Origin of the sequence: Microcoleus sp. T3_D1 (assembly GCF_036700405.1) — a bacterium.
In the GTDB taxonomy this organism is placed as follows: domain Bacteria; phylum Cyanobacteriota; class Cyanobacteriia; order Cyanobacteriales; family Microcoleaceae; genus Microcoleus.
Map to the genome: position 1 here is coordinate 19,826 of NZ_JAUBOV010000026.1, position 24,974 is coordinate 44,799.

Below are 24,974 nucleotides of genomic sequence, written 5' to 3' on the forward strand. Positions count from 1 at the left end.
TTTTATATATAAGATTGTGCCACAGCGGGGGGAAGAGAAGAGGTTTGAACCACATCCGCGTCAGAGGCAGAGGGAAGACCGATATTCAAGGCGGGGCGGGTTTACGTTAAAATCAAGGTAAAATTAAAAGGTTTGATGGCATTATGAATGTAGCAGCACTTCGACATCAAATCGATCGATGGCTCGATCGACTCTCTCCAGAACATCTGGCATTAGTTGCGAGTTTTATAGAGTTTCTAAGCCAAAAGCAACGTCAGGGGGTAATCATTTCGCAAAATAATCTGCCAGAGGTTTTCTCAGCAGAAATCCAAGAGATGCCTCCTGCTAATTCTTTTAGTATTCCAGAACCCTCAGAAATTGACGGAGAGGGCCAATCTAAAGCAGCGCTTCTACAAGATTTTCGGCAAGCTTGGCACGAAGCCATGACTGGGCAAACCATTTCGGTTGCTCAAATGTGGGAAGGAATTGAAGAGGTTTCGACATCTTCAGTGGTTAAATCCTTTTAATATCTTATTTGACAGAAATCCCTAATCCAAAACCCGCCTTCTCTCGGAGAAAGCCACGATTTTGCAGAGAAACCGGTTTTCTTTTGGCCTTAGTCCTACTGGTAAAACAAATTGAAATAATTAAGAATCGCAATGAATAACAGTTATCAAACTCCAGGAATTGCGTTTTTTGTTCTCAAACTCAAACAAAAAATTCTAGTTTGTAGGCGGGGTTTAAAATAGTATAGGATCGTTGATTAAATAACTTCCGTAGGTTGGGTTGAGGAACGAAACCCAACGCCACGATTGATTGTTGGGTTTCGTTCCTCAACCCAACCTACAAGAAATGCAAGTTATTTAATTCTCATTCCATAGCAACACGGGCGACAGCTAGATCTCTAATTATTTCACCTCCTTGTAATCAACTCCATAACTCGTATCTCTCCCCGACAAATACGTAGTTTTCCCCGTTAAAGTCTCCAGAGTTTTTTTCGTTTCAGCCGAAGTAATCGAATTCAGCGGCACGCCGAACTTGCTAGCCAAACCAGCCGCCACGCCTACACCTTGTCCTTGATAAATATTCACCGTCGCAATTCGCCCGACGGATACAGCCATACCGACATAACCGGACGATCGCCCGACAATGGCTAAATTCTTGACTTTGCTAGCCAAAGCGCTTTCTATGCCGAAATTATACACTGGCAGCGGCGGAATTCTCGCAGATAAATTCTTGACTCCGCCCCGCATATCGAAATCGTAGGAAAAACTGCCGATCGACTTGGAAGCTGCTGTTCCCCCTTTGATAATCTCCTTCCCCGTCAGCGGATCTACCACATCGCGAACGTTCAAAGTTTGCCTGATATAAATCTCGTCTGGAATAAATACTCTCACATCTTTACCAGACTTCTTTTGTAGCCAGTGTTGGAGATGTGACATTTCTCTAATCATCTCAGGAGTCGGTTTTCTGCCGTTAGCTTCCATCTTCATGATTTGGTCAACTTGATATTTAAACAGAAACCCGTTCCAGGAGAGCACATTTTTGTTATAAACGCAGACATTGCCCTTATCGAAAAAGAATCCTTTATTTTGACTAAAGGGCAGATTTCTGTCTATGTGATACGCTGCTCCTATGGCTACACTTCTGATGTCGTAGCCGTCTGTATATGGCTGATAAATCGTACTCCAGAAATTCCTCAGCCAGAATTTTGTACTGGCCGGATCTTTATATTTTGTAATGCTTTCTTTAATCTTTTTTACCAAAGGCCTGTTGTATAGAATGTCATCTTCTATTCTGCGGAATTCGGACATCGTTATACCTGTAATTGTCGGAACTACAGAGACTGCTAAAGTTTCATTTTTGGATTTTATATTTTGAGATTCATATCCTGTATAATAAGATAATCCGGCTTTTCTGGCTAATTCTGCGTCTTGAGTTACGTCAATAAAAGAGTTGGCTTTAATTCTTAAGGTGCTGCCTTTTACTTCGGCATATTCGATTTTTTTATCTACGACGTGGGGAGTAAGAGTTGAGTTGGAAATAACTCTGACTTTGGCTGCTGAAAGCATTTGTCTGAGAGCTTGATCTGCCTTTTTTGGGTCTAAGCAAGATTCGCGCGCATTCGCTTTATCTAAGAATTCCTTAAAACATTGGGCGTAGGGTTGGCGGTACCAATGGGGGATTTTATCTAAATCGATGTAAGCTAAACCGCCGCGAGTGAGTAAGCCACCTAAAGCTGCGCTTTCATGGTTCGATCGCACTACGGCTACTTTTCCGTTTGCACCGAGGGTTTTCTTTGCCCAGATAGCTGCACATATCCCCGGTACTTCATCGCCATATACTACTACATCAAAGGTTTGCTCAGGTGGTTTTTTGGGAAGTACCGGAGGCGGGGTGCTGGATTTTTGTTGCAGAGTTCCATTGTCTAAGGTGGCACTTGCTGGGTTTCTATTTGCGATATAATTTTCTATTTCTCGGAAAGGCGGATAATTAAGTAAAAGTTTTACGGCGGCAAAGATGATTGCAATTGAAGCTAGTTTCTTGAAAGTAGAGAGCATTCAGTTGACTCGTTTATAAATTTGCATTACCTGAAAGCGCAGTTCAGGGTTTACGGAGTTGAATATAGCACGTTTAGATTGTTTCTACACAATTTTAACTTTTCCGGGAACCGTGGTAAACGAATCTTCTCCACCCAAACCTGGTGATGCTGTCCTTGGCAGCCAAAATGCTACAATTACATCAATCACAAATTGAAACATAAAAAACATGACTTTTGAGGCGGTTTTAAATCTTGTTAAGCACTTGTCTCTTGCCGAAAAGTTACGATTGATTAAGTGGATAGTTCCTGAAATAGAACGAGAATTAGTTGTTGGGCAGACTCCCCGCAAATCATTGTGGGGTTTATGTGCTGACTTGGGAATTGCACCCTCTGCCGCTGATATAGATGAAGTTCGTAGCGAAGAATGGGCGAATTTCCCAAGGGAGGATTTCTAATGCTGCGTGCTGTAGCTGATACTCATGCTGTTATCTGGTATATTTTTGCCGATTCACGACTTTCAGTGACCAAGAATTTCTTGATAGTACAAGCCCCCGGATTCATTCCGAAAGCAGACTCAGGACGGAGAAATAAAAAACGTCTATCCGAGAAACTTGCCCCCCGAATTTATCCGTGGAGTCAATGCTTCAATCTAAAATCTAAAATCTAAAATCTAAAATCGATTGACCGATCGCAAATTCCCGATTTGCCCGATCGCATTATTGCTGCTACTGCTTTGTATCTTAATGTACCCGTTATTAGTCGCGATCGCCGGATTCAATTATCTAGTATAGACACAATTTGGTAAATCTGAGCACTCGGCGCAAGTTTAACTTTTCCGGGAACTGTTGTTAGCGGTTTTGCCAGTGTTACTGGTTTGGGAGGGCTATTGATGTGGGTAAGGATGGGGGGTGCGATCGCATCTCAGATATCTGGTGTCGGGAAGGGCGATCGGCTACAATAATTTAAGAACAACAATTGAGTCACCTTAAACATACAGAAAAAATGGAAAAAGTTTTTGTACATCCTGAATGTCCTTTTTCAGCAGAGACATTTAACCTATTGACCGATTTTTATGAAGACCCTAGATCGGATTTTTACAGGACACACAAACAAGTTTTCTTTAAATATGTTGAAAATCCCTTAAAGTATATTTTAAGCCAGGTGGAATATCTGTTACCTGATTTTATCAAAAATTATATAAATTTCAGGATTGACCAATTTGGTTCTCTCCTTATATTCCAAGGAGTCCCATCAATATCCTACAGTGTAGCTTTGGGTATGGGAGATATAAATTCTTTAGATAATGGGCAGTTCATGCTAAATATTGAACCTGGAAAAATCACTTTTGGATTATACTCAAAAATAATAAATTTAAAAAATATAATTAACAATTATAGCTCTCAATGTAGAAGTGATTCCTGGAAAACATTGCTTGAATTATATAAGCTGCCCCATCAAAATTTTTGCGAGTTAAATCGCCACGTTCATTCTTATAATTACGTAATTGAAGACTCTAGGTTCGTAAAGAGTGAAAATTCACTATCTGTTTTTAGTTTGCTAGAAGAGATTTTTTGTTGGCAAGAAATACCCAAGAATTTATTAATCACACATAAAGTCAATAACATTCAGGTTGCTGTCTCACTAGAAGCATCAGAGGTATTAGGATATTCTGCTAAACAGTTAATCGCAAAAATAGCACAAACATTTAAAAAAATATTTCCCTTGTTTTTATTATTTAATCTTTATGAGAATGACTTATCTGTTCTGGTAAATGAATATTTTTTATTATACAAGAAAGAATTTAATCAAGCCTACTATCTCGAAGAAATTTCGGATCTAACTGGTTTTCAAACATCGGAAATTAACCGCTGGATACGCACCATTAACCGCAAGCAACAAGCCATCATTCAAGGCCCGCCGGGAACCGGAAAAACCTTCCTAGCTCAAAAACTCGCCCAATACTTAATCGGTGGCGGCGACGGCTTTTCAGACATTATTCAATTTCATCCAGCTTATACTTATGAAGACTTCATTCAAGGCATCCGTCCGCAAAGTCAAGATGGAGGATTAACTTATCCCCTAGTTCCCGGCAGATTCCTAGAATTTTGCAAACAAGCCGAAGCCCGTGAAGACACTTGCGTTCTTATTATTGATGAAATTAACCGTGCAAATTTATCTCAGGTATTTGGAGAATTAATGTATTTGCTGGACGATCGCGATCGCACTGTTAAACTAGCCAGCGGCCAACAATTTACAATACCTAAAAATGTCTGCATCATCGGTACAATGAATACGGCAGATCGCTCTATAGCCTTAGTTGATAACGCACTCCGCCGCCGCTTCGCATTTATCCCCCTATCTCCTAACTATAAAGTTTTGCGTCACTATCACAAAACATGGCAAACAGGTTTTCCCATTGCTAGATTAAATCGCTTAATTGGTATTTTAAAAGATATAAATGTGGCAATTAACAACAAACACTATGAACTAGGCATCTCCTTCTTTTTGACAAAAACCTTAGCTGAAGATATCCAAGATATTTGGCAAATGGAAATTGAGCCATACCTCGAAGAATACTTCTTTGATAGCCTGGAAAAAATGGATGAGTTTCTCTGGGAGAATATCAAGAATAAATTGGACTATTGACAATCTAACGCCGTCATTAACGCCGATACGGTGGCGTTACTGCATCCACCACAATTATGAAACCAGAATCCCGCCGAATTATCGAACTTACAGAATATCAATTCTCAACTTTTGACCAAGACTCAATCCCCGAATCATTAGGACAGAAAATATACCATAATTATGCCAAGGAAATCGATATAGAATTTCCCAACTTTAAAACAAAATATCAATGGCACTTAAAATCTAAAGGCAGAGTGGGCAACATTCCCATCACTCCAGAATTTCACATCGCCATCCGCCCCAAGGTTCCCATAAACAACCTCTTTGGAATGCTTGACTATGCCTACAACCTTAAGATAAAATTTCCCCAAGGATCGATTCAGTGCCAATCTTTACAAGAAAGTTACGAGACATTAGCTAACATTCTTGCCCAAAAAATTCTCGAACGCTGTCGCAAAGGATTATATCGCGATTACTTATCCAAAACCGAAAGACTCGCCTACATTCGCGGCCGCGTCGATTTGCGGTCAGCCCTGCAAAAACCTTGGGATGTTAAACTAAAATGCCACTATAACGAACAAACAGGCGATATCGAAGACAATCAAATACTGGCTTGGACACTCTTCATCATTGGCCGCAGCGGTTTGTGCCGTGAATCTGTTTCATCCACTGTGCGAAAAGCCTTTCACGCACTCCAAGGATTTGTCACATTAAAACATTTTAAATCAGAAGCTTGTATTGATAGAAATTATCACCGTTTGAATGAAGATTATCAACTTTTACACGCCTTATGTCGATTTTTTTTAGATAACACAGGGCCCAGTCACGAAACAGGCGATCGCGAAATGCTCCCTTTTCTCATAGACATGGCTAATTTATATGAACAATTTGTCGCTGAATGGCTCAAAGCAAATACACCAAAACGCTTTAAGGTCGAAGAACAATACCCAGTTAAACATGACAAAGATTATTTCGATGAGATTGACTTAATTATACGCGATATTGAAACAAATGAAATCCTGTACGTCCTCGATACAAAATACAAAGCTCCCAATAGAGTAGGCAGTGATGACCGTAATCAAATAGTTGCTTACGCAAATGCCTTAAATTGCCAAAATGCAATTCTCGTTTACCCGCAAGACCTCACAACGCGACTAGACATAAAACATGGCGCTATCCGAGTTCGCAGTTTAACTTTTTCCCTAGATAGCGACCTCGATGAAGCCGGAAAAACCTTCTTAAAATCTCTACTTCTAAACACCCTCCCCTAACTCTTCTCTGCGCCCTCTGCGCCCTCTGCGGTTCATTTCTTTACAAAAAAAGAGGCGCAATTGCGCCTCTCAAATCTTTCATGTCTGCGTTCTAAACACTCATAGCCACTTTCGCTTCTTTTGCGGTCAACTTCTCGTAAGTCGCCCGCATTTTCAATCCCACTAACACTTGGAACAAACCGGTTCCATTGTTGGAACCGGGATATTCGCGGTGCTGGAGCAACAGGTGAGTTAACTCGCCTTCATACTTCGTAGAAGTCTTGCTCAAATGGCTTTCGATGTAAATAACTTCTTCGAGATTCTCGAATTGACCATCTACTTCCAAAATCGAGACTTCGTGACCGTAGAAAGCATCGGGCCCGTAGTACATCTTAATTCCGGGATAGGAACAAGTCAGCTTGCGGCCGCAAGGAACCCAGTTAATTGTTGAACCTTCGTCAAACAAATACGCAGGCTCAAAATTGGCGATGCCTTCGCGCTGGATCATCTGCACGCGCAGAACCTTCCGCTCTTTGTCATCTTTGATCAAGTTGGTCGGCAACACTTGAATTACCACATCAGCATATTGCTTTTGCGGGTCGATGTAGGCGGTAAAATCCGGTTTGCGAGCATTGATCGCAAACAGCACGTCTTCGTAACGGTGGCCCCGTTCCGCCATGTCGCGCTGGATTTTCCAAGCAATTTTTACCTCGTCGCTGATGTCGAGGTAGACGCTGAAGTCGATGAGCGATCGAACTCGCTCGTCGTACAGGGGATGCAGCCCCTCAATCACAATCACGTGATTCGGCTCTACCCTTTCGGGGGGGTCGATCATACCGGTTTCGTGGTTGTAAATCGGCTTGTCGATCGCGTGACCTTCTTTGAGCGCCTTCATTTGCTCAGCCATCAGGTCAAAATTGTTGGCTCTGGGGTCAAGGGCTGTAATTCCTGTTTCCTTGCGCTGCTTGCGATCGAGACTGTGATAGTCGTCAAGGCAGATTACAGTAACGAAATCTTCCCCGAACAAATCTGTCAATCGGCGTAAAAAAGTAGATTTTCCGCATCCGGAATCTCCGGCAACGCCAATTAAAACCACGCGATCCGGCTTACTTGTCATAGTTTCCCTCTAACAAAATCACTGTTTACTAACTAACTCAAGTCTAGATTCCACAAAATTTCAGCCCGCAGGTAGCGGCAAGCAGGCTTTGCGCTGCTTTGCTACCCCGAGACGATCGAGTTCTCACCAGCATACAGCAGTGAGTTGACTGCCTGCCCGGGCAGACCCAAGCAATCTTCAAGGCAAGTAATTAATAGCTTGTAAAAGTATAGTCATTTATGTATGACATGGGAGGCGTGAATCCCTCCCCTTTCTTTTTTACTTCGAGCGGATTGACCCGCCTGGGCTGAACTACGCAGCTCCCTATCCCATCGCACAAGGCATTTGGGATTGCTTGGGGCCTAAGATCGTCATATCTATTAACACTAACTTTAGTAGTTGATCTTACCAGAATGCGATCGCCCACTACAAGCTCAACGTCGATAGATTTTAGATTTTAGATTTTAGATTTTAGATTGTAGAATTGACCCGTCAGTCAGCCTGGGAGTCATAAATCCAGGATCTTGTACCTGGCTGCTTTCGGTCAATAGGAGCTATTTGTTGCCCGATGCCACACTCCATCACCGATCGGCAATCACAATGACTTATCGGGGCAGATCCCCCGATCGGGTAAAATATTGGCAGTACGCAGACAACAATAGCTATAGGTCAACAGCCGAACGCAAAGCGGGCTCGGTGAGCGCGGCGTTCGGCTAGTAGGGATGTGATACGCGAGCGATCGCAACTTCAACACTCCCGCCGGCGTGGCGAGGCCCAAAAATTGGCAGGGCCAATTAGTCCCGATGGCCTTAAGAAAAAAGTAAATTGAGTCTAACGTCACATTCTCTTTCTTTATAACTCTGTATCGTGAAGGACAAGCAACAAATGTACAGCCCAAGCATATCTGGTGTGGCGGCCAACTCAGAATCAGGCAGCCGCATCTTTGTTTACGAAGTGGAGGGTATGCGTCAGAGCCAAGCAACTGACCAACTAAGTAACCCGATTCGCCGTAGCGGCAGCGTATTTATCTCCGTGCCCTACGATCGCATGAATCAGGAAATGCGCCGGATTGCTCGCATGGGTGGAAGAATTGTCAGCATCCGCCCCTCAAACAGCGCTCCCGAAACAAATGGCAAAGTCGCACCAGAAGCAGGGCTACAGAGTCAGAAATCTGGAGAAGAAACTAAGCCCATGACTCAAGCCAAGGAAAAAGTTCAGGTTCCTGTTAACCTCTACAAACCGGCCAATCCCTATATTGGTAAGTGCATTTCTACAGAAGAATTAGTCAGAGAAGGCGGCGACGGCACAGTCCGCCACGTCACCTTCGACATTTCTGGAGGCAATTTGCACTATCTCGAAGGTCAAAGTATCGGGATTATTCCCGATGGCACGGATAAAAACGGCAAACCTCACAAAATTCGGCTTTACTCGATCGCCTCCACCCGTCACGGCGACCACCTCGACGACAAAACAGTCTCGCTGTGCGTGCGCCGCCTAGAGTACAAAAGCCCAGAGACCGGTGAACAAGTCTTTGGTGTTTGTTCGACTTTTCTCACCGGTTTGCAACCTGGGGATGATGTCAAAATCACCGGCCCCGTAGGCAAGGAAATGTTGTTGCCCGACGACGAGGAAGCCACCGTGATTATGATGGGTACCGGTACGGGTATTGCTCCTTTCCGGGCTTATTTGTGGCGGATGTTTAAAGAAAACAATCCCGATTACAAATTCAAAGGTTTAGCTTGGTTGTTCTTTGGAGTTGCTTACACTCCCAACATTCTTTATAAGGAAGAGTTGGAGCAATTGCAGCGCGAGTTCCCCGATAATTTCCGCTTGACTTATGCCATCAGCCGCGAGCAAAAGAATGTTGACGGCGGCAAGATGTACATTCAAAACCGGATTCAAGAGAACGCAGACGAACTGTGGGAATTGGTTCAAAAGCCGAATACTCACACTTATATCTGCGGTTTGAAGGGTATGGAAGGCGGAATTGATGAGGGAATGTCTGCAGCGGCTGGCAAGCACGGTGTTGACTGGGCTGGCTATCAGAAACAGTTGAAGAAAGACCACCGTTGGCACGTTGAAACTTATTAATGTGTTACCTGATTTAATCTGATTTGTAGGGCGGGCATTGCTCGCCCTATAATTGTTTTAAACAGTTGACAGTTGATATAGCAATCCTAAATGAAAAGTGTACAATATACAGTAAGCTCACGAAAAAGGGAGATGACTGAACATGGTCTTAATTTCTACCCAAAAAATGACATTTGAAGAGTATCTGAACTATGAGGGAGAATCGGGTGTTTGTTATGAATTATATCGAGGACAGATAATTGAAATGCCAACACCCACCGCTATACATATCAAAATTATTGAATTTTTAGTTTACCAGTTCCGGCGCTTCTTTGCAGCACACAATCTGCCGCTAGTTGCAGTTGTCACTACCGCAGTCCGAACCGAGGAAAACTCATCCCGCGTTCCTGATGTTGTGATTTGCACTCAGAGTCTTTGGGAACAAGTCTGTGCCCAACCTGGTTCCGCAGTCTTGGACTTTGAAGAAAAACCGCTGTTAGTTATAGAAGTTACCAGTCAAAATTGGCGGGACGACTACATCCGTAAACGGGCAGAATATGACTTGATTGATATTCCTGAATATTGGATTGTAGACCCCAATTTACTAAAAATACGAGTGTGTAGCCGTCCAGAAAATGAAGGTAGTTACTCTCAGCAGGAATTTTTGCCGGGACAGCAAGTTCAGTCTGTACAGTTCGCTGAATTTATTCTATCGGTGAATCAAGTGCTATGTCCGCCGCTAGTAGAAGATTTAATTCGAGAAGAAGAAGCACAGCGACAGCAGCTAGAACAGCAAAATCAGGAACTAGAACAGCAAAATCAGCAGCTAGAACAGCAAGTTAATGCAGAACGCCAGCGGGCCGAAAGATTGGCCCAGCGACTCCGAGAAATGGGGGTAGACATGGATTCAGAACTGTGAATTGTCATCTCAAATTAGATCCCCGACTTATTAAAGAAGTCGGGGATCTGGATATTGAGCTTACTTAAATGACAAATTGCTTGATTAGCATACAATGATTGTAGGTTAATTGAGTTTCTACGGGTCAAAGTCGTGGCTTTCAAAATTGGTTTGTTAGGTTTGGGTACAGTTGGCGCGGGAACAGCAGAGATTTTGCTCTCCCCAGATGGCCGCCATCCGCTGTTGCAGGAATTGGAAATCTATCGGGTGGGAGTGCGCGATATTTCTCGAACTCGGTCTTTACAATTGCCAGAAAATGTGCTGACAACTGACCTAGAAGCGATCGCAACTGACCCGGAAATTGATATTGTAGTAGAACTGATTGGCGGATTGGAACCAGCGCGATCGCTCATTCTGCAAGCTATTGCCAGCGGCAAGCACGTCGTCACTGCCAACAAAGCAGTTATCGCCCGCTACGGGAATGAAATCTTCGAGGCCGCCAACAAAAAAGGCGTTTACGTAATGCTAGAAGCTGCTGTCGGCGGCGGCATTCCAGTCATTCAAAGCCTCAAACAATCTTTAGGTGCAAACCGCATTCAAACTGTCACCGGCATCGTCAACGGCACAACTAATTACATCCTGACGCGGATGCAAACAGAAGGTGCAGACTTTGCTGAAGTGCTCGCCGACGCTCAGCAATTAGGTTATGCTGAAGCTGACCCCACAGCAGATGTAGATGGATTAGATGCTGCCGATAAAATTGCTATTTTAGCCTCGCTAGCTTTTGGCGGACGCATCAAATTAGCAGATGTTCACTGCGAAGGTATCAGAAAAGTTAGTGCGGCGGATATTGACTACGCCGACAAGCTGGGATTTGCGATCAAATTGTTGGCTATTGCTCAAGAAACAACCCCCTACAATGGCAAGCAAGCGGAGGGAGAAAGCGAACTGCTGTCAATTCGAGTGCATCCTACTTTTGTGCCGAAAACTCATCCGCTGGCGAGTGTTAACGGGGTTTACAATGCAATTTTAGTCGAAGGAGAGCCGATCGGGCAATTGATGCTGTACGGGCGCGGCGCCGGTGCAGGCCCAACAGCTAGCGCCGTAGTATCCGACATCATGAATGTCGCGGCCATCCTGAAAACCGAAACTGTTCCGATTCCCCATCCTTTGCTGAGTTGCAGTCACCAACACTACTGCAAAATTGCTCCGATGCAGGAACTTGTTACTCGCTTTTACGCCCGTTTCCTGACGCGCGATACTCCGGGAGTAATTGGCCAACTCGGCACTTGTTTCGGCAATCACAAAGTTAGTTTAGAATCTGTTGTGCAGACGGGAATTCACGGCGATTTAGCAGAAATTGTTGTCGTGACTCACGATGTTAGGGAAGGGAATTTTCAACAAGCACTCGATGAAATTCGCGCGATGGAAGCAGTCGATAGTGTTGCTAGCACGTTGCGAGTTTTGTAAAAGTGATTTGCTAGGGGCGGGTTTCAGATACAATATTTCCTAATAATTGACAATCTATAAAACCCGCCCCAACCCAAGCATAAATCATCATGTACCGGGTGCTTGTAGGGGCGGGTTTTACCAACAATAATTGCCTGAAACAAACAATCTCGAAAACCCGCCCAAACCGAACCATAAATCATCATGTACATTTTTCGATGCGATGCAAATTTCTGGTTGACCTAGGTTATCGGTGGTGGGGGGCGGGTTTATCTAGATTGTCGGTCATCGTTAGATATGGTTGGTGAACCCGCCCCTACCAAATCTGGGTAAAGGTATTTTGCAAAAATACCGGGTTTTCCCCCCACAAGCAGTTAAAAATGAGATTTGGGATGAAAATAACAAAATCAGATTTTGTCGATGGCAAAACGGGGAGGCACTTGCTAGACTCTCTGTATGAAAAGTTTGCCAAACCCCAACTGCACGATACTTTTAAACCCAATAATCCTTCAATTTACATTCGGCACGGGGAAGGGCAAGTTATTGAGGGAAATTATATCATAGAAAAAGTGTTTGAAGACTCTCGCACGGGTTTTTATGCTGAAAGTCGCGTTCCCATTTCTGGCAATAACCCACCTGTTTTAGTGATTCGTGGCTACGGTTCTTGGTATCCTTTCGAGCGCGTTTTGGAAGATACGCCCGATGTATTTATGGCAAAACTAGAACGCCAGTTAAAATCGGCGCAAACTGTGGGTGCTATTGATTGGATAAAGCAGCAATTTCACAGCGGGAATCCGCCGGATGTCATCGGAGAAAGTTTGGGCGGCAAAGTTGCTCAGCAAATAGCCGCAAAATACCCGGATTATATTCGATCCACTGTAATTTTTAATTCTTTGGGCGTTTCGGAAAAGTTAGCTAAAACTTCTACGGCTAAGAATGTTTTTCACTACTTTACTTTAGGCGAAAGGTATGCTTTCTGGGCAAATGAAGGGGATTACATACCGGGAACGATTTTTGTGATTTCCCCCAAAGGCAACAACTGTTGTTATAAACTCGAAGAGGCGATCGTCCGAATGGCGCGTTTTGAAGGCAAGTTTCAGAAAAGACGAGCCCTGGTGGTAGTATTGGCTCAGTTGCTTTTGGTAAACAGACACAATGCGATCGTCCTCAACAAACGGCGGCCAGTAGTCGTTGAGATCGATCGCACTCAATTGCAAATTTTCCGAAAAAAGCGCTTTGTTTAAACTCAGACAGAATTGCTTCAGGCCGCAGATGGCTGGTTTTCCCGCGCTGCGACGGCGAGAACCAGACAAAGTGCTGCGATCGCTATTAGCAAAATTGTAATAAATCTAGCTGTACATATCTGCGTATATCTGCGTGTATCTGCGGTTAAAAATTTCCCATTAAATATTCTACACAAATTCTCCCTTAGCAACCATCACCACCTTACCACCAACCAAAACTGCTATTTCCCCTTCATTTTGGGCGGCTTGTAACAACAGCAAAGAAGGTCGATCGATTTCATAACCCTGCTCTACTCTGACATCAATCTTTGTTTCCCCATAATAAGCGTATTCTACCAAATATCCAGCCAAACAGCCGTTAGCACTGCCAGTCGCCGGATCTTCTGGAATTCCTAATGAATGGGCAAAAACTCGCACGCTTAAATCATTAAGGTCGCTGTAGGTTTCTGGGCAAAATATCAAAATTTCTTTTGCTTCCATTGTATCAACTAGCTCAAAGTATTTATCTAAGTTGACTTGAGCTTTTTTGAGCGATGCGAGAGTTTTTAATGGGACAATTATAAACGGCACTCCGGTCGAAACTTCTTGAATTGGGAAGTTTGCATCAATTTCATCTGGTTCTAAATTCAGGACATTTGCCAGACTTTCGGCTGATAAAACTTGACCAAAACTAGGCGGGTTTTGTCGCATCCACAAAATATCTGCCGATTCATTGTGATAATTAAAAGTAACTGGAATTTGACCGACGGCTAGATTGAGAATTACTCGATCGACCTTTTCGCGAATAATCTCTTGCTGCAACACAAACGCAGTGCCCAAAGTCGGATGACCCGCAAAGGGCAATTCCTTCTTGGGCGTGAATATCCGCACGTCATAGCCGCCATCTCGCGGATCGGGCGATCGAATAAACGTAGTTTCTGAATAATTAATTTCTCTGGCTATCTGTAGCATTTGGGCTTCAGATAGTTCGGCAACTCCTGCACCGCAAAATACAGCTAGCTGGTTGCCAGCATATTTTGACTCGGCAAACACGTCAACTATATAAAAATTCATAATTATGTTTCGGGTAAAAGTCGATCGACAAGTGATATTTTACATCGGGCAGCCTGCATTTCCTGGGATTAGAGGGACTTAGCGGGGGGGTGTCTTCAACCCTTTTTGTGCGCGTCAGTGTTTGTGCAGGCGCGGTTGAAACCGCCAATTTAGACGATCATTCACCCTCATTCGCGATCGCTTCCGACAACAATTGACGCAAATTTTCATACTGATAAGGAGGCCGTTTTCTAACAGTTAACACAGTCAGTAACTGTAAATCTTCTTCCACTACATACACAACTCGCCAAGATTCTACCCTAATGCGATATAGCCCGATACTTGAAGGCAATTCACCACCCAAGTTTAATGTATCCATCTGCTTGGTGCTGTCGGGTCGGGGTTGTGAGGATAGTGCTTTCAGAAGTCCGAGCACTCGCTGTCGCATATTACCCGGTAGAGCGCGAATTTCTAGACGTGCCGAGCTAATTACTTCAACTCTATACAAGGCCATCTGCGATCAATTCCTGCTCCAAATCTTCCAAAGAAATAGTTTCCACCTGACCGGCATCCCGCTGTTGCATCCACTCTTGGAAAATCCCAATATCTTCTCGATCTTCCAATCTATCGATCATTTCTTTCCAAGAAGCTAGCAAAGCCTCCCAAACTTCTAGCGGGACAAGCACATCAGTTTTATTCCCATTTGCATCAGCAACGTATTTTACCAATGCTGTAGCCTGTGTTACTTTCATTTTTTTAGCCTGGTTTCAATCCATCTTTTTATTATACATTTTGTTATGCGATCGACTCTTCAACCCGTTTGGAGTGCGTTTTGTGTGTAAACGCGGTTTCAACCGTCGGTGCGAGCTACTTCAAACAGCGAATTGCCTCCAACATTCCCCTGGCTTTATTGAGCGTTTCTTCGTACTCCATATCCGGGTTAGAATCAGCCACCAAACCAGCACCTGCTTGCACAGAAACCGAATGTTTATCGCCTCCTTGAGAACGAACAACCATAGTCCGAATTGCGATCGCACTATTCAACTGCCCCTCAAAATCATAATACCCGTAAACCCCAGAATACGGCCCCCGGCGACAACCTTCCAACTCGTGCACAATCTCCATCGCCCGAATCTTCGGAGCACCGCTAACCGTACCCGCAGGAAAACCCGCTTTCAACAAATCCCAAGCTGTCTTATCCTGGGCCAATTCTCCCACCACATTGCTCACAATGTGCATGACGTGAGAATAACGCTCAATTTCCATTAATTCGTCAACTTTTACAGTACCGTTTCGGCAAACTCTGCCTAAATCGTTCCTGCCCAAATCAACTAACATAACGTGTTCCGCAATTTCTTTCGGATCTTGCAGCAATTCAGCAGCCAAAGCATCATCTTCTTGAGGAGTTTTACCCCGGCGGCGAGTGCCGGCGATTGGCCGCAAAGTTGCTATCTTTTTGCCATCAGCAGTGTTTTCCGCCTTCACCATAATTTCGGGACTCGAACCGATAATCTGCCAATCTCTGAAATGAAAATAAGCCATGTACGGAGAAGGATTTATGAGACGCAAAGAACGGTAAAGTGCAAAAGAATCGCCACTGTATTCAGCCTCTAGTCGCTGCGAAATAACTACTTGAAAAATATCTCCGGCTTTGATATAATCCTTAGCTTTTAAGACATTGGCACAATACTTTTCACGGGTAATATTGCTAGTGTAAGCCAATTCTGTATTTCCCGTTGTGGAACGGGCATCTTGCCCGTCCTTATCTCTTGTGGAACGGGCATCTTGCCCGTCCTTATCTCTTGTGGAACGGGCATCTTGCCCGTGACTGGGAGGTGTCCATTCTATGAGAGTAGATTGCCGGGAAAGCGGCGATTGCAGCTTCTCAACTAACTTGCCAACGCGATCGCACGCTTGCTGATAAGCATCGGCCAAATCAACGCCAACCTCGCGCAAATCCGCATAGGCGACGGCCCAAATTTTCCGCTTCACCTGGTCGAAAATCAGCAAATTATCCACCTGCATCCACAATCCATCCGGCAAATCATTCTCGCTTGCTGGATGCACGGGAACTCGCGGTTCTATCCACTTAATTAACTCGTAACCCCAAAAACCGAATAGCCCGCCAATTCCCGCCGGTAACTGCGGCAATTTCACCGGTTGATAAGACTCCAAACATTCAGTTAAAGCTACAAACGGATCGCCCGTAAATACTTTTTCGGAACCGTCGCGGTAAACTTGAGTTGTGCGAGATCCCCTTGCCTCCAAAATCCACAACGGATCGCACCCTAAGAAACTATAACGCCCAAGTTTTTCCCCACCTTCCACCGACTCCAGCAGAAAACTGTAAGGTTGACCCGCACAAACCCGATACCACGCAGACACCGGCGTATCCAAATCAGCAACCCATTCTTGATACACGGGTACAAAATTGCCTTGTTTCGCCAGTTCCGAAAATTGTGAGAAATCGGGGAATATCATATATATCAGAAGGAATAAGGAAGTTCGGCAACGGATTCTGTAACGGATGTAACGGATGTAACGGATGTCAGGAAGAAGGAAAATGCAATCCTAGGATTTCAGCGATTAAAAGCGTCCTAACCGTCTTGGGATCAATAGACAAAAGACGGAAAGCAACATCCCTCCGGCGACTGATACTCGCCAACTGCCATCACCGCCATCGGCTTGAGGGCGCGCAGCCCCTCTTGCAAGCACCAGCGAAACAAACTTGCGTAACGCACCGGCAAGTGAAAAGAAACCTGTGCTTCGGAGTTCGACGCAGCAGCCCCCAACAGTAAAGCCTGCATATCGGCTTCAGTTTCTGCGACGCTGTGGCTCAAAGCCGACACCGCACAAGTATAAGCCACAATCCGACCTTCTTTGCAAGCAACCCAAGGAGAAAACAAATTCAGGGCGTCTTCAATCTCCCAAGTTCGATCGCACCCGCACAGTTTTTCGCACAAAGCGGCACATTCACCAACATCCTCACTAGCCAGCGGCCGCACCTCAAACCCATGCGGAGGCTGGCTGCGAAACTTCCCTTCCATTAACACGAAAGGTTCCTTCACCTCAAAACCCAAAGAAGCGTACAGCGACAGCGACGCCATATTAAAAGATTCCTGAACCAAACGGATGCCCACAGCGTCCTGTCCGCGTTCCAGCAAAGCTTTCATGATTTCGCGTCCCGCGCCGCGGCCTTGAAAAGTTCGATCGACACTGACGGGCCCGATACCGCGAATCGGGTTGCGTTCGTCCATAAACCCGCAGCCGACAACCGCACCGGAGTTCTCGGCTACTATGCCAAAAAATACCGGACTTTCGATCAGAAGACCAATAATTTCAGTGGAAAACTCCAGCGTCGGAAAATCTGTAGGGAATTGATGGCGATCGGAAATACATTTAAAAGCTTCATAATTAATGCGGGCGCAAACATCAATATCCTGATGAGTCGATCGCCTGATTACGAGATTCATTCTTAATTTAATTATTAATTTTTAATAAGATTTGAAGTTTGCAGTAGTATTCTGGCGCTGCGGGCTTAGCCTCCCGCGCCCGAATACTACTGCAAAAACAAGTTTACAAGCTGAGCCTTACAGGAAATATTACCTATGTTTTGCTCAGCCATGAACTCATTGTCTAAGGATCGAAAGTCTTCTTACCTGTGAACTTGAGCGTAGCCGGATTTGGATTGCTGCCAATATTGCGGTCAATCTTACCGTTGTAGGGACGACCTTCGTTCACCTTCTCAGGGAACACGCCATCCTTGGGATGCAGGTACTCAGTAGTACCGTCTGGAAACACGCGGTAAATTTTGTAGTTGGTGATTTTGAATTTAGCCCGCAGTTGCTGGCCGCCCAAAGCGATGCACTGCTCCTTCCGGGGCAGATGCAGCAAGTTGTCGCCTTGACGCATAATCGCAGCGCCACCCGTAGGCATTTCAAACACCTGCTCCTTGGGGCTAGTCCAAGTGATAGCGTACTTCTCTTCAACTAGCGCCTTGGTCAGCAAGCCGCCTGTGCTGCCGCCGAAGATTGGGGGTTGTCCAGTAAGTTGTTCGGCCATAGATATATCCAAAGGATTTTTACGGCATCGTATCATCGAGACTGCACGCTGTTCTCGAAATTGTAAGGAAAGTTAACAGTTTTTTGGCGATCGATCTTTTCTGATAACTGATAATTAGTAATTAATAATTCATAATTGGTAATTTCCACCAAAGTTAGAAAACAAAATTAGGCAGCACGAATTCCGAAAAATTTATCAAAAAAAAACAGCAATTATTCTGGTGCTTGTGGGGCACCAGAATAATCGCACATTCCCCCAATTTCCGGGAGCATCTCAGTTTTGTAAAAAGCATTTTTTTTATTGTAGTGCGAGCGTCCCCGCTCGCGTATTGTACAATACGCGAGCGGGGACGCTCGCACTGTAAATGCAAAACTGAGATGCTCCCCAATTTCCCCCCACACACGATCGAACAATTTACCGCGTCAACCCTAAGTCAAGAACGAATTAGGGTCATAGCCGCGCGGAATTTGGCTCAAAGCAGTCCAAGTTTCTTGATTGACAATCCCGTCAGCCTCAATCCCAAAGCTTTTTTGAAATGCGCGAACAGCTTTGTCCGTCAAAGTAGAAAAGTCGCCGTCAACTTTACCGCCATAATGCTGGGAAAGTTTGAGAACTTCCTGAACAGTAGCAACTGCTTTTCCAGAACTGCCCAATCTGAGTACCGGCATATTAACTGGAGCTTCAGTATAAAGCGCCTGCCAAGTGAGCGGCCCGACAATGCCGTCGGGCGACAAGAAAACCCGAAACTGAAACAGCTTCACAGAAAATTCAACGGTTTTGTTAAAAATTCCTTTAGCAGGCTGCCGGTAAAGGTGCAACTTGGTTAGCAGTTGTTCGAGTTCCAATACCGCTTTACCTTGAGAACCTAATTGTAGTTGTGGCTTTTTGGCCATAGGTTGAGTAGATTTCATCTGGCTTGTAGGTGACATAATCGATTTTCCTACCCTCTAGGTTTGAGTCTTCTTCTGGAAACAAACTTTTTCCGGGCGAAACATTTGCATCCTCAACTTTTCAGGAATCAACACTGGCGTCGGCAGTGCCTCAACAGATTCGCTCGACTTTTACCATGTCACGGCTTGTGGACAGGAGACTTATACCATTTTAGATTTTAGATTTTAGATTTTAGATTGGGCAAGACTGATGACTATCGGGGTTTGCAGCTTGCCTACAGTTGCATTCTTTTTTTAAACTGATATTAATTTTCGGCAGCCTCCCTAGGTATTCTGTCGCCAAACCGGGTTTAAGACGGCAAGCGCATCCTGAATCAGCTTTAATACTTTCGATTTTAAAGCTGAACACCGCTCCCGCCACATCACCTTTAAGAGTGATTAGTTAACTATTATCACTTGAGTCTAAACAGTGGGAATAGTAAAGTGAAATTCACTCCCTCTATCTTTTCCTGCGGAATCTACCCAAATTTTACCGCCCCAGCCGGCAACAATCTGTTTGCAAATTGCCAATCCCAAACCGGTACCGCCGGCGCTGCGGCGCAAAGCTCCTTCTTCTTGATAAAATCGATCGAACACTACTTTTAAACTGTTCGCCTCTATTCCCCTCCCCGTATCGGCTACGAGCACTTCCACCATCCGAGAACCGTTGCATTTGGCTCTTATGGTCACGCTTCCTTGAGGTGTGGTGAATTTGCAAGCGTTGTCTAGCAGTTTGGAGAGAACCTCCACCAACCACTCTCCGTCAGCTTGCACTAAAGGCAATTCTGCGGACACTTCGGCGATAATTTCCGGTAACTGTCGATCGAGTCCGCAACGCGATCGCACGCTGCTGAGGGCTAAATCAACACATTCTTGCAGCGTCAGCGATTCTACATTCCATTGAACTCGCCCGCTTTCTAAGTGAGAAAGAGTTAAGAAATCCTGCACGAGTTTCCGCATTCGATCGGCATCACCGAGGGCAGTTTCTAACATAATTTGCCGCAATTCGGCTGGCATATCTGGTTCCGAGTTCAAACTTTCCAAACAAACTTGAATCGTAGAAAGTGGAGTGCGAAGTTCGTGTCCGGTGATGGCAATTAGATTGCTGCGAGTGCGGTCTAATGCTTCTAATTGTTGGTTGAGTTCTTCTAAATGAGCGTAGGTTTCTGCTTGAATTAAGGCTGCTCCTAGTTGGGTGGCGATCGCCTCTACTAAAGCAATTTCGTCTTCTTCCCAAGCCAAAGTCGATCGGCACTGGTGCATTTCCACCATTCCCAAAACCCGCCCCTGATAAAGCACTGGCACCATTAACCAAGAGACAATTTGCCCATTTTTTACAGTTTTTTCCAGGAATTTTCTATTGACAATTAGCGGGTGTTGTGCTGTGTCTTGGATGTAAACTCGCTCTTGCCGCGCCACCGCGTCGATCCATATTTGATTTTCCTGCAACAGCCAAGTCTGATCCAGCATGGAACTAGCGCCGGGAGCCAAAAACTCGCGATCGATTTTGACCGCCACATCTGTGGCCTTGCACCGATAAATCAAACATCGGCTTGCTGACAGGACAGTGCCGAGTTCTTGAACTGCAACTTCGACGATTTCTTGTGGGTTGAGAGACTGCCGCATTGCCGTTGTAATTAAGTTTACCAGGCGTTCTTTGCGTTCCTGGGCGGCGATGGCGGCGTATGCTTTGAGCAGTTTGTGCTGGCCTGCTTGCAAGTAGGTGACTAAGCGTTCGGTAAAAGCATCGCTCAATTTTGGATTGGGAATTTTTGAGCTTTTTGCCGTACTTTTGTCGGGTTTGGCGGCTTTGGAAGCGGCGGATTTCCTCGTTTTTTTCGGTGTTTTGAGCTTGTAAGTAGTTCGGGCTCGATCGATCTTTTCGGCCAATTCCGGGCGATAGTTGACTATTCTATCGAGCAACAATGCGGCCGCTTTGGAGCTTACCTCGCGATCGAACGTCCAAATTCCTTCAAATCTGCGAGCTTGATCCATCACCAGCGGCCCGCTATCGTCCTGGTTGTCGATCGGCACAATTTTTTCTTGACAAATCAGGCAAGTTGAGTAGTTTTGCCCCAGCACCACTAAGTGCCACTCTTTACTTAATCCGTCCTCCGGTTCAAACGCCACAGTTTCGTGACACTCCGAAGAATTTTTAAACTCAGTTTCCGGTGCTGCTAGCACGTATACCTGAGAGGATCGTGAGGCAATTCGCCGGTAGCGGTGAGCTTCCTGGCGGTAGAAGCGCTCTCGCTGAAAGCTGGCAATCACTAGGGGTTCGTCGTCGGAACCCGCCAAAACTAAGTCTTCCATAGCGTGAGACAGGGCTGTCATGGAAGATTTGAAATAAATTTGTGCCCGCAGTTGGGGCAAAGCTTGCAGAAGTTCTGCCAGTAGCGAAATAGGGACGATCATCTAGCTTTAAACGTGCATTTTTGCCGATGACAAAACAGGATCGATAGGAGCTTTAGAGCGCTCCTTCTTCAGTATCTGATAGATTTACAGCACTTGTTGACACTCTCCGCCCTATAAGCGCGAAGATTCTTAACTCGTAGGGAGTCCAACGACTTTGCCCTCATTAAGCATCTTGACGGTATGTCCTACCGCTGCAAGTCCTCGTCGTAGAACTACTTGGGCTGCGGCAACATCTCTATCAGTTGTATACCCGCAGCTATTACATTTGTGGATACGTTCTGACAAATCTTTTTTACCTGTCTCCACTCCACAGTTAGGGCAAATTTGACTTGTTTTTCTAGAGTCAACTTCCCTGAAAAAGACTCCACGCTTAAAACAACACTGTTTCAGAATATTGAAGAATTGTCCCCAAGCCGCATCTAGGCAGTGCTTGGCTAACATTCCCGCAGCTAGAGCTTTGCAATTTAAGTCTTCAACAAATATCATTCCTGCCTGATTGCAAAGCAAGTGAGCAGTACGCCAATGAAAGTTCTTGCGGGTGTTGCTTATATGTTCATGGAGTTTTGCCACTTTCGTTTGAGCTTTACGCCAATTATTTGACCCAAGTTTCTTTCTGTTGACTCTTTGTTGCAGCAATTTAAGCTTGCGTTGAAGGTCTACAAAAAACCTCGGTCTTGGTAGTGTTAGCCCAGATGATGTAGCGAGAAAACTGATTAATCCTACGTCGATTCCTACTGCTTCTCCTGATGGTGTTGCTTGAGGTACAGATACGCCCCATTGCAAACTAAGCATCACGTACCAACCGCTAGATCGTTTAACAATTCGAGCTTGTTTCACCAAGGCATCACCAGGTATCTCCCTTGATTGTCGGAACTTAACCCAACCTATTTTAGGTAGGTTAATCATCCCGTTTTTCAAAGGCGATTTCCCCAGTTGTGGAAAAACAAAAGATTTACAGCGACCAGACTTCTTGTACCGAGGAAAGCCAAAGTTTCTCTCCCACATTGAAACAAAAGCTTGTTCTAACCGTTTAAGTGTTTGTTGTAGAACTTGCGATTGAACTACCCTCAAAGCGGGGATTTTTTCTTTTGCTGCTGTTAAACTTTTGCACTGAGAAGCATAAGTAGGACGCTTAGCATCAGCAGGAATAATGTACTCGGAATGTAGGGAACAAGCATTAACCAGGCAACTACGAGACTTATACCAAGCCTTCCGTTCAGCAAGTGCGTAGTTATACACCCGCCGACACTGTTCTAGCCAGTCTTCAAACAGTGAAACTTGGCTGACGGTAGGTTTGAGCTTAAACTCGTAGGTTAGAGAAAACACTTGTAGTACCTCCTTGTCTCAGTATTGTACCATACTGTTACAAAGGGACAACACGATTGATAAGAAAAAAGCCGCCCTAGAAGGGCAGGGCTTTAAACCCATTTTCTCGGTAAGTAAAGTACAAAGAAATCGGTTTCGCTCTCCAGGAGTATCCCGGTGTTCGCCCCAATTCGCTCCGCCGTGCCCGCCCCGATTCCTAGTTTCCCTGTACTTGAGTGTCAAACTATCCTCGCTCTATTGGATATCAGTGCCATAATTATCGCTTTTTGGCGATCGATCTGGTTAATCGGTAATTAAACTTTAAAAAAGCGCAAATAATTAGCCATTAGTTAAAAACTAACGACCAATTATTTTGACGACTGATCCCAAGAAACCCGGTTTTTACCCACCATCTATGAATAAACCGGGCTTCGGACACCTACCGTGTAAGTCCTATATTTTTTTGAGGCATCGCCCCTGAGTATAAATGCTGCGGCTGTGGTTGTATCAGGCTAGTTCGCCCCCTTCGTCGCTGCCGCCCGGAGATGATTTGTAGAGAGCATCTAATTGTTCGCGGGCGTCTTGGACAGTCAGCGAACGCATCACTAACAGCGGTTCATTGACAACATTTCCGTGTTCGTCTAAAAGTTCTGGATGCGGTACAGATTGAGAGCGAGGATAGGATGCGTAGGGATTATTTGCCCTGAACTGTTGAGGGCGCTGGGACTCCATACCAACGGTGACGAGACTGCGGATTAAGTTACCGACTGCCAGAAAAGCAAGAACGGTAAAAGCTAAAATATAAAGCAGGTGCAACATTATCTTCTCCTCCGGGCTAAACAGCCACACAGCAATTTACAAAAGTGTTTCAGCAAGTATTGACACTCCCGGCCGTAAACGCGGGGATTCTTGGTTCACTGACATACCTTTAAACTATTCATCCCTTCGGCAATATTTAAACCAAAAACCCGTCCAATTGAACGAAGCTTCGAGCCTAATTTGAATAGTCCCAGAGGGCTTGTCTCCCCAAGCGTTAAGGGTTCATTCCCTTTGTTCCCGTATGCCCTTGGCGTACATCTAACTACTAAGATTTTGAGTTTTCTGGTATGGGTGCGCGATGGCTACCCTAGCTATGTTTTTGTGGTTTTCGCCACCCACGAGACATTATTGTTTCTCAAGCGGGTCATTTTGGGGTTGGTTATCCATTCGATGCTCGCGGTTATTCTACCTGTATCTCTTTGTAGTATAGGGTACTATTTGGGAAACTTTTAGAACTTTTTGGAAATAAAGCCTTCCTAAAAGGACGGGCTTTTAAACCCAATTTTCTGATAACTTATTAACTGGAAATCTGTTTGAGGTGGTCAAGTGGGCCGCCACATTTCCCAAGATTGGGGATTTGACTGCAAATTTAACTTGAACTCGCTTCCTTATTTTCCAGGGGGAGCTGACTGCAATGAGCGAAAGCGCGCCGATACTTGCCAGCATTCGGCGAGCAGTCTGTGCCACGGCATCAGTGCTGCTGTTTCAATCCCAACTTGACCTCCGGTTGCTTGAAATAGAGCTTTAGCCGCGCCTACTTCTTGCTGAGCCTGTTTGACTCGCGCCAGCAAGTCAGATTGATCTTCGTCGCCCAGAAAGGGAATTTCTTCAGTTTCTAAGAGTTTTGCCGATCGGTCGAACCAGTAATTGAAATCCTCTAAGAGCGGTTCCAGTAACGCTTTGAGCAATTCTGGCTCGGGCAAGTTGGAATTAGGCATGGATCAAAATTGGGTTATTTATCTATTATAGTCTTAGACGGTCTTTACAAATTGTAACATATTTTTAATAAAAATTCAAGGGTTTCACAACAATTAGTAGGTGGGTGTGAATAAATTTAATGGTGTCAGCAGCGATTTTTGAGTCGAAATCCCCAAATTGTGCAATATCGGCTCAGACTCGCTAGCAATAGCCCATAGCAGAAGGAAGTTCGGCAAGGGATTCGCTTTCTTCGGATGTAACTCACATCTTGCACCATTCTCAATTACTTCTTTAGGAACAGGCAAGATGCCTGTTCCACAAGAAAACTCATTCTTTGT

At 44.9% G+C, this 24,974-nt stretch carries 22 protein-coding genes; 8 read left to right on the forward strand and 14 right to left on the reverse strand.

The window, feature by feature from the left end; genetic code table 11:
* The first annotated feature begins 143 nt into the window (after nucleotides 1–143).
* Nucleotides 144–506, forward strand: coding sequence for a hypothetical protein (locus QT992_RS13980; RefSeq protein ID WP_333068154.1), 363 nt, complete (start codon nucleotides 144–146; stop codon nucleotides 504–506).
* A 381-nt stretch (nucleotides 507–887) separates the two neighbouring features.
* Here the strand turns inward: QT992_RS13980 and QT992_RS13985 are convergent, their stop codons facing one another.
* Nucleotides 888–2,540 (reverse strand): FAD-dependent oxidoreductase, encoded by a 1,653-nt coding sequence (locus QT992_RS13985; protein WP_333339724.1) that lies wholly within the window; start codon nucleotides 2,538–2,540, stop codon nucleotides 888–890.
* A gap of 208 nt (nucleotides 2,541–2,748) precedes the next feature.
* Between QT992_RS13985 and QT992_RS13990 the strand changes: the two genes are divergently transcribed.
* The 3 genes from QT992_RS13990 (at nucleotide 2,749) to QT992_RS14000 (ending at nucleotide 6,420) form a co-directional block, all read left to right on the forward strand.
* Entirely contained in the window at nucleotides 2,749–2,976 is a 228-nt protein-coding gene (locus tag QT992_RS13990; RefSeq protein WP_333339721.1) for a hypothetical protein, read from the forward strand.
* A 547-nt stretch (nucleotides 2,977–3,523) separates the two neighbouring features.
* Nucleotides 3,524–5,167, forward strand: a complete 1,644-nt coding sequence (locus QT992_RS13995; RefSeq protein WP_333339717.1) for an AAA family ATPase — start codon at nucleotides 3,524–3,526, stop codon at nucleotides 5,165–5,167.
* 56 nt (nucleotides 5,168–5,223) lie between these two features.
* Nucleotides 5,224–6,420, forward strand: coding sequence for a 5-methylcytosine restriction system specificity protein McrC (locus tag QT992_RS14000; RefSeq protein ID WP_333339714.1), 1,197 nt, complete (start codon nucleotides 5,224–5,226; stop codon nucleotides 6,418–6,420).
* A 91-nt stretch (nucleotides 6,421–6,511) separates the two neighbouring features.
* On the opposite strand, the gene QT992_RS14005 is transcribed toward QT992_RS14000, so the two are convergent.
* A complete protein-coding gene (locus tag QT992_RS14005) occupies nucleotides 6,512–7,516 on the reverse strand; it encodes a phosphoribulokinase (protein ID WP_190739441.1) in 1,005 nt (334 codons plus the stop codon).
* An 864-nt stretch (nucleotides 7,517–8,380) separates the two neighbouring features.
* Here QT992_RS14005 and petH point away from each other — a divergent pair.
* The 4 genes from petH (at nucleotide 8,381) to QT992_RS14025 (ending at nucleotide 13,156) form a co-directional block, all read left to right on the forward strand.
* A complete protein-coding gene (gene petH / locus QT992_RS14010; protein ID WP_333339710.1) occupies nucleotides 8,381–9,586 on the forward strand; it encodes a ferredoxin--NADP reductase in 1,206 nt (401 codons plus the stop codon).
* Nucleotides 9,587–9,728: 142 nt separating this feature from the next.
* Nucleotides 9,729–10,484 carry a Uma2 family endonuclease gene (locus tag QT992_RS14015; RefSeq protein WP_333339707.1) on the forward strand — a complete coding sequence of 252 codons (756 nt, stop codon included), beginning with the start codon at nucleotides 9,729–9,731 and terminating at the stop codon, nucleotides 10,482–10,484.
* Nucleotides 10,485–10,616: 132 nt separating this feature from the next.
* Entirely contained in the window at nucleotides 10,617–11,933 is a 1,317-nt protein-coding gene (locus tag QT992_RS14020; RefSeq protein ID WP_333317890.1) for a homoserine dehydrogenase, read from the forward strand.
* Between the two features lie 371 nt (nucleotides 11,934–12,304).
* Nucleotides 12,305–13,156, forward strand: coding sequence for a hypothetical protein (locus tag QT992_RS14025; RefSeq protein WP_333317888.1), 852 nt, complete (start codon nucleotides 12,305–12,307; stop codon nucleotides 13,154–13,156).
* A 168-nt stretch (nucleotides 13,157–13,324) separates the two neighbouring features.
* Here the strand turns inward: QT992_RS14025 and QT992_RS14030 are convergent, their stop codons facing one another.
* The 12 genes from QT992_RS14030 to QT992_RS14085 form a co-directional block, all read right to left on the reverse strand.
* Nucleotides 13,325–14,209, reverse strand: a complete 885-nt coding sequence (locus QT992_RS14030) for a PhzF family phenazine biosynthesis protein (protein ID WP_333317886.1) — start codon at nucleotides 14,207–14,209, stop codon at nucleotides 13,325–13,327.
* A 157-nt stretch (nucleotides 14,210–14,366) separates the two neighbouring features.
* Nucleotides 14,367–14,702 (reverse strand): type II toxin-antitoxin system RelE/ParE family toxin, encoded by a 336-nt coding sequence (locus QT992_RS14035; RefSeq protein WP_333317884.1) that lies wholly within the window; start codon nucleotides 14,700–14,702, stop codon nucleotides 14,367–14,369.
* Complete coding sequence (locus QT992_RS14040) at nucleotides 14,689–14,940, reverse strand: hypothetical protein (RefSeq protein ID WP_333317881.1); 252 nt, start codon at nucleotides 14,938–14,940, stop codon at nucleotides 14,689–14,691. Before QT992_RS14040 ends, QT992_RS14035 begins: the two co-directional genes overlap by 14 nt.
* 115 nt (nucleotides 14,941–15,055) lie before the next feature.
* Complete coding sequence (locus QT992_RS14045; RefSeq protein ID WP_333317880.1) at nucleotides 15,056–16,669, reverse strand: anthranilate synthase component I family protein; 1,614 nt, start codon at nucleotides 16,667–16,669, stop codon at nucleotides 15,056–15,058.
* A gap of 131 nt (nucleotides 16,670–16,800) precedes the next feature.
* Nucleotides 16,801–17,661: a GNAT family N-acetyltransferase gene (locus QT992_RS14050; protein ID WP_333317878.1), complete on the reverse strand. Its 861-nt coding sequence runs from the start codon at nucleotides 17,659–17,661 to the stop codon at nucleotides 16,801–16,803.
* A gap of 163 nt (nucleotides 17,662–17,824) precedes the next feature.
* Nucleotides 17,825–18,250 carry a photosystem I reaction center subunit II PsaD gene (locus QT992_RS14055; protein ID WP_333106609.1) on the reverse strand — a complete coding sequence of 142 codons (426 nt, stop codon included), beginning with the start codon at nucleotides 18,248–18,250 and terminating at the stop codon, nucleotides 17,825–17,827.
* Nucleotides 18,251–18,678: 428 nt separating this feature from the next.
* Nucleotides 18,679–19,179, reverse strand: a complete 501-nt coding sequence (locus QT992_RS14060; protein WP_333319047.1) for a peptidoglycan-binding protein — start codon at nucleotides 19,177–19,179, stop codon at nucleotides 18,679–18,681.
* A 423-nt stretch (nucleotides 19,180–19,602) separates the two neighbouring features.
* Nucleotides 19,603–21,594: a DICT sensory domain-containing protein gene (locus QT992_RS14065; protein ID WP_333319046.1), complete on the reverse strand. Its 1,992-nt coding sequence runs from the start codon at nucleotides 21,592–21,594 to the stop codon at nucleotides 19,603–19,605.
* Nucleotides 21,595–21,723: 129 nt separating this feature from the next.
* A complete protein-coding gene (locus tag QT992_RS14070; RefSeq protein ID WP_333319044.1) occupies nucleotides 21,724–22,920 on the reverse strand; it encodes a transposase in 1,197 nt (398 codons plus the stop codon).
* 486 nt (nucleotides 22,921–23,406) lie between these two features.
* Nucleotides 23,407–23,718 (reverse strand): DUF2973 domain-containing protein, encoded by a 312-nt coding sequence (locus tag QT992_RS14075; protein WP_333106625.1) that lies wholly within the window; start codon nucleotides 23,716–23,718, stop codon nucleotides 23,407–23,409.
* 608 nt (nucleotides 23,719–24,326) lie between these two features.
* Nucleotides 24,327–24,656: a DUF2605 domain-containing protein gene (locus QT992_RS14080; protein WP_333319042.1), complete on the reverse strand. Its 330-nt coding sequence runs from the start codon at nucleotides 24,654–24,656 to the stop codon at nucleotides 24,327–24,329.
* Nucleotides 24,657–24,749: 93 nt separating this feature from the next.
* Complete coding sequence (locus tag QT992_RS14085) at nucleotides 24,750–24,941, reverse strand: hypothetical protein (protein ID WP_333319040.1); 192 nt, start codon at nucleotides 24,939–24,941, stop codon at nucleotides 24,750–24,752.
* Nucleotides 24,942–24,974 lie beyond the last annotated feature (33 nt).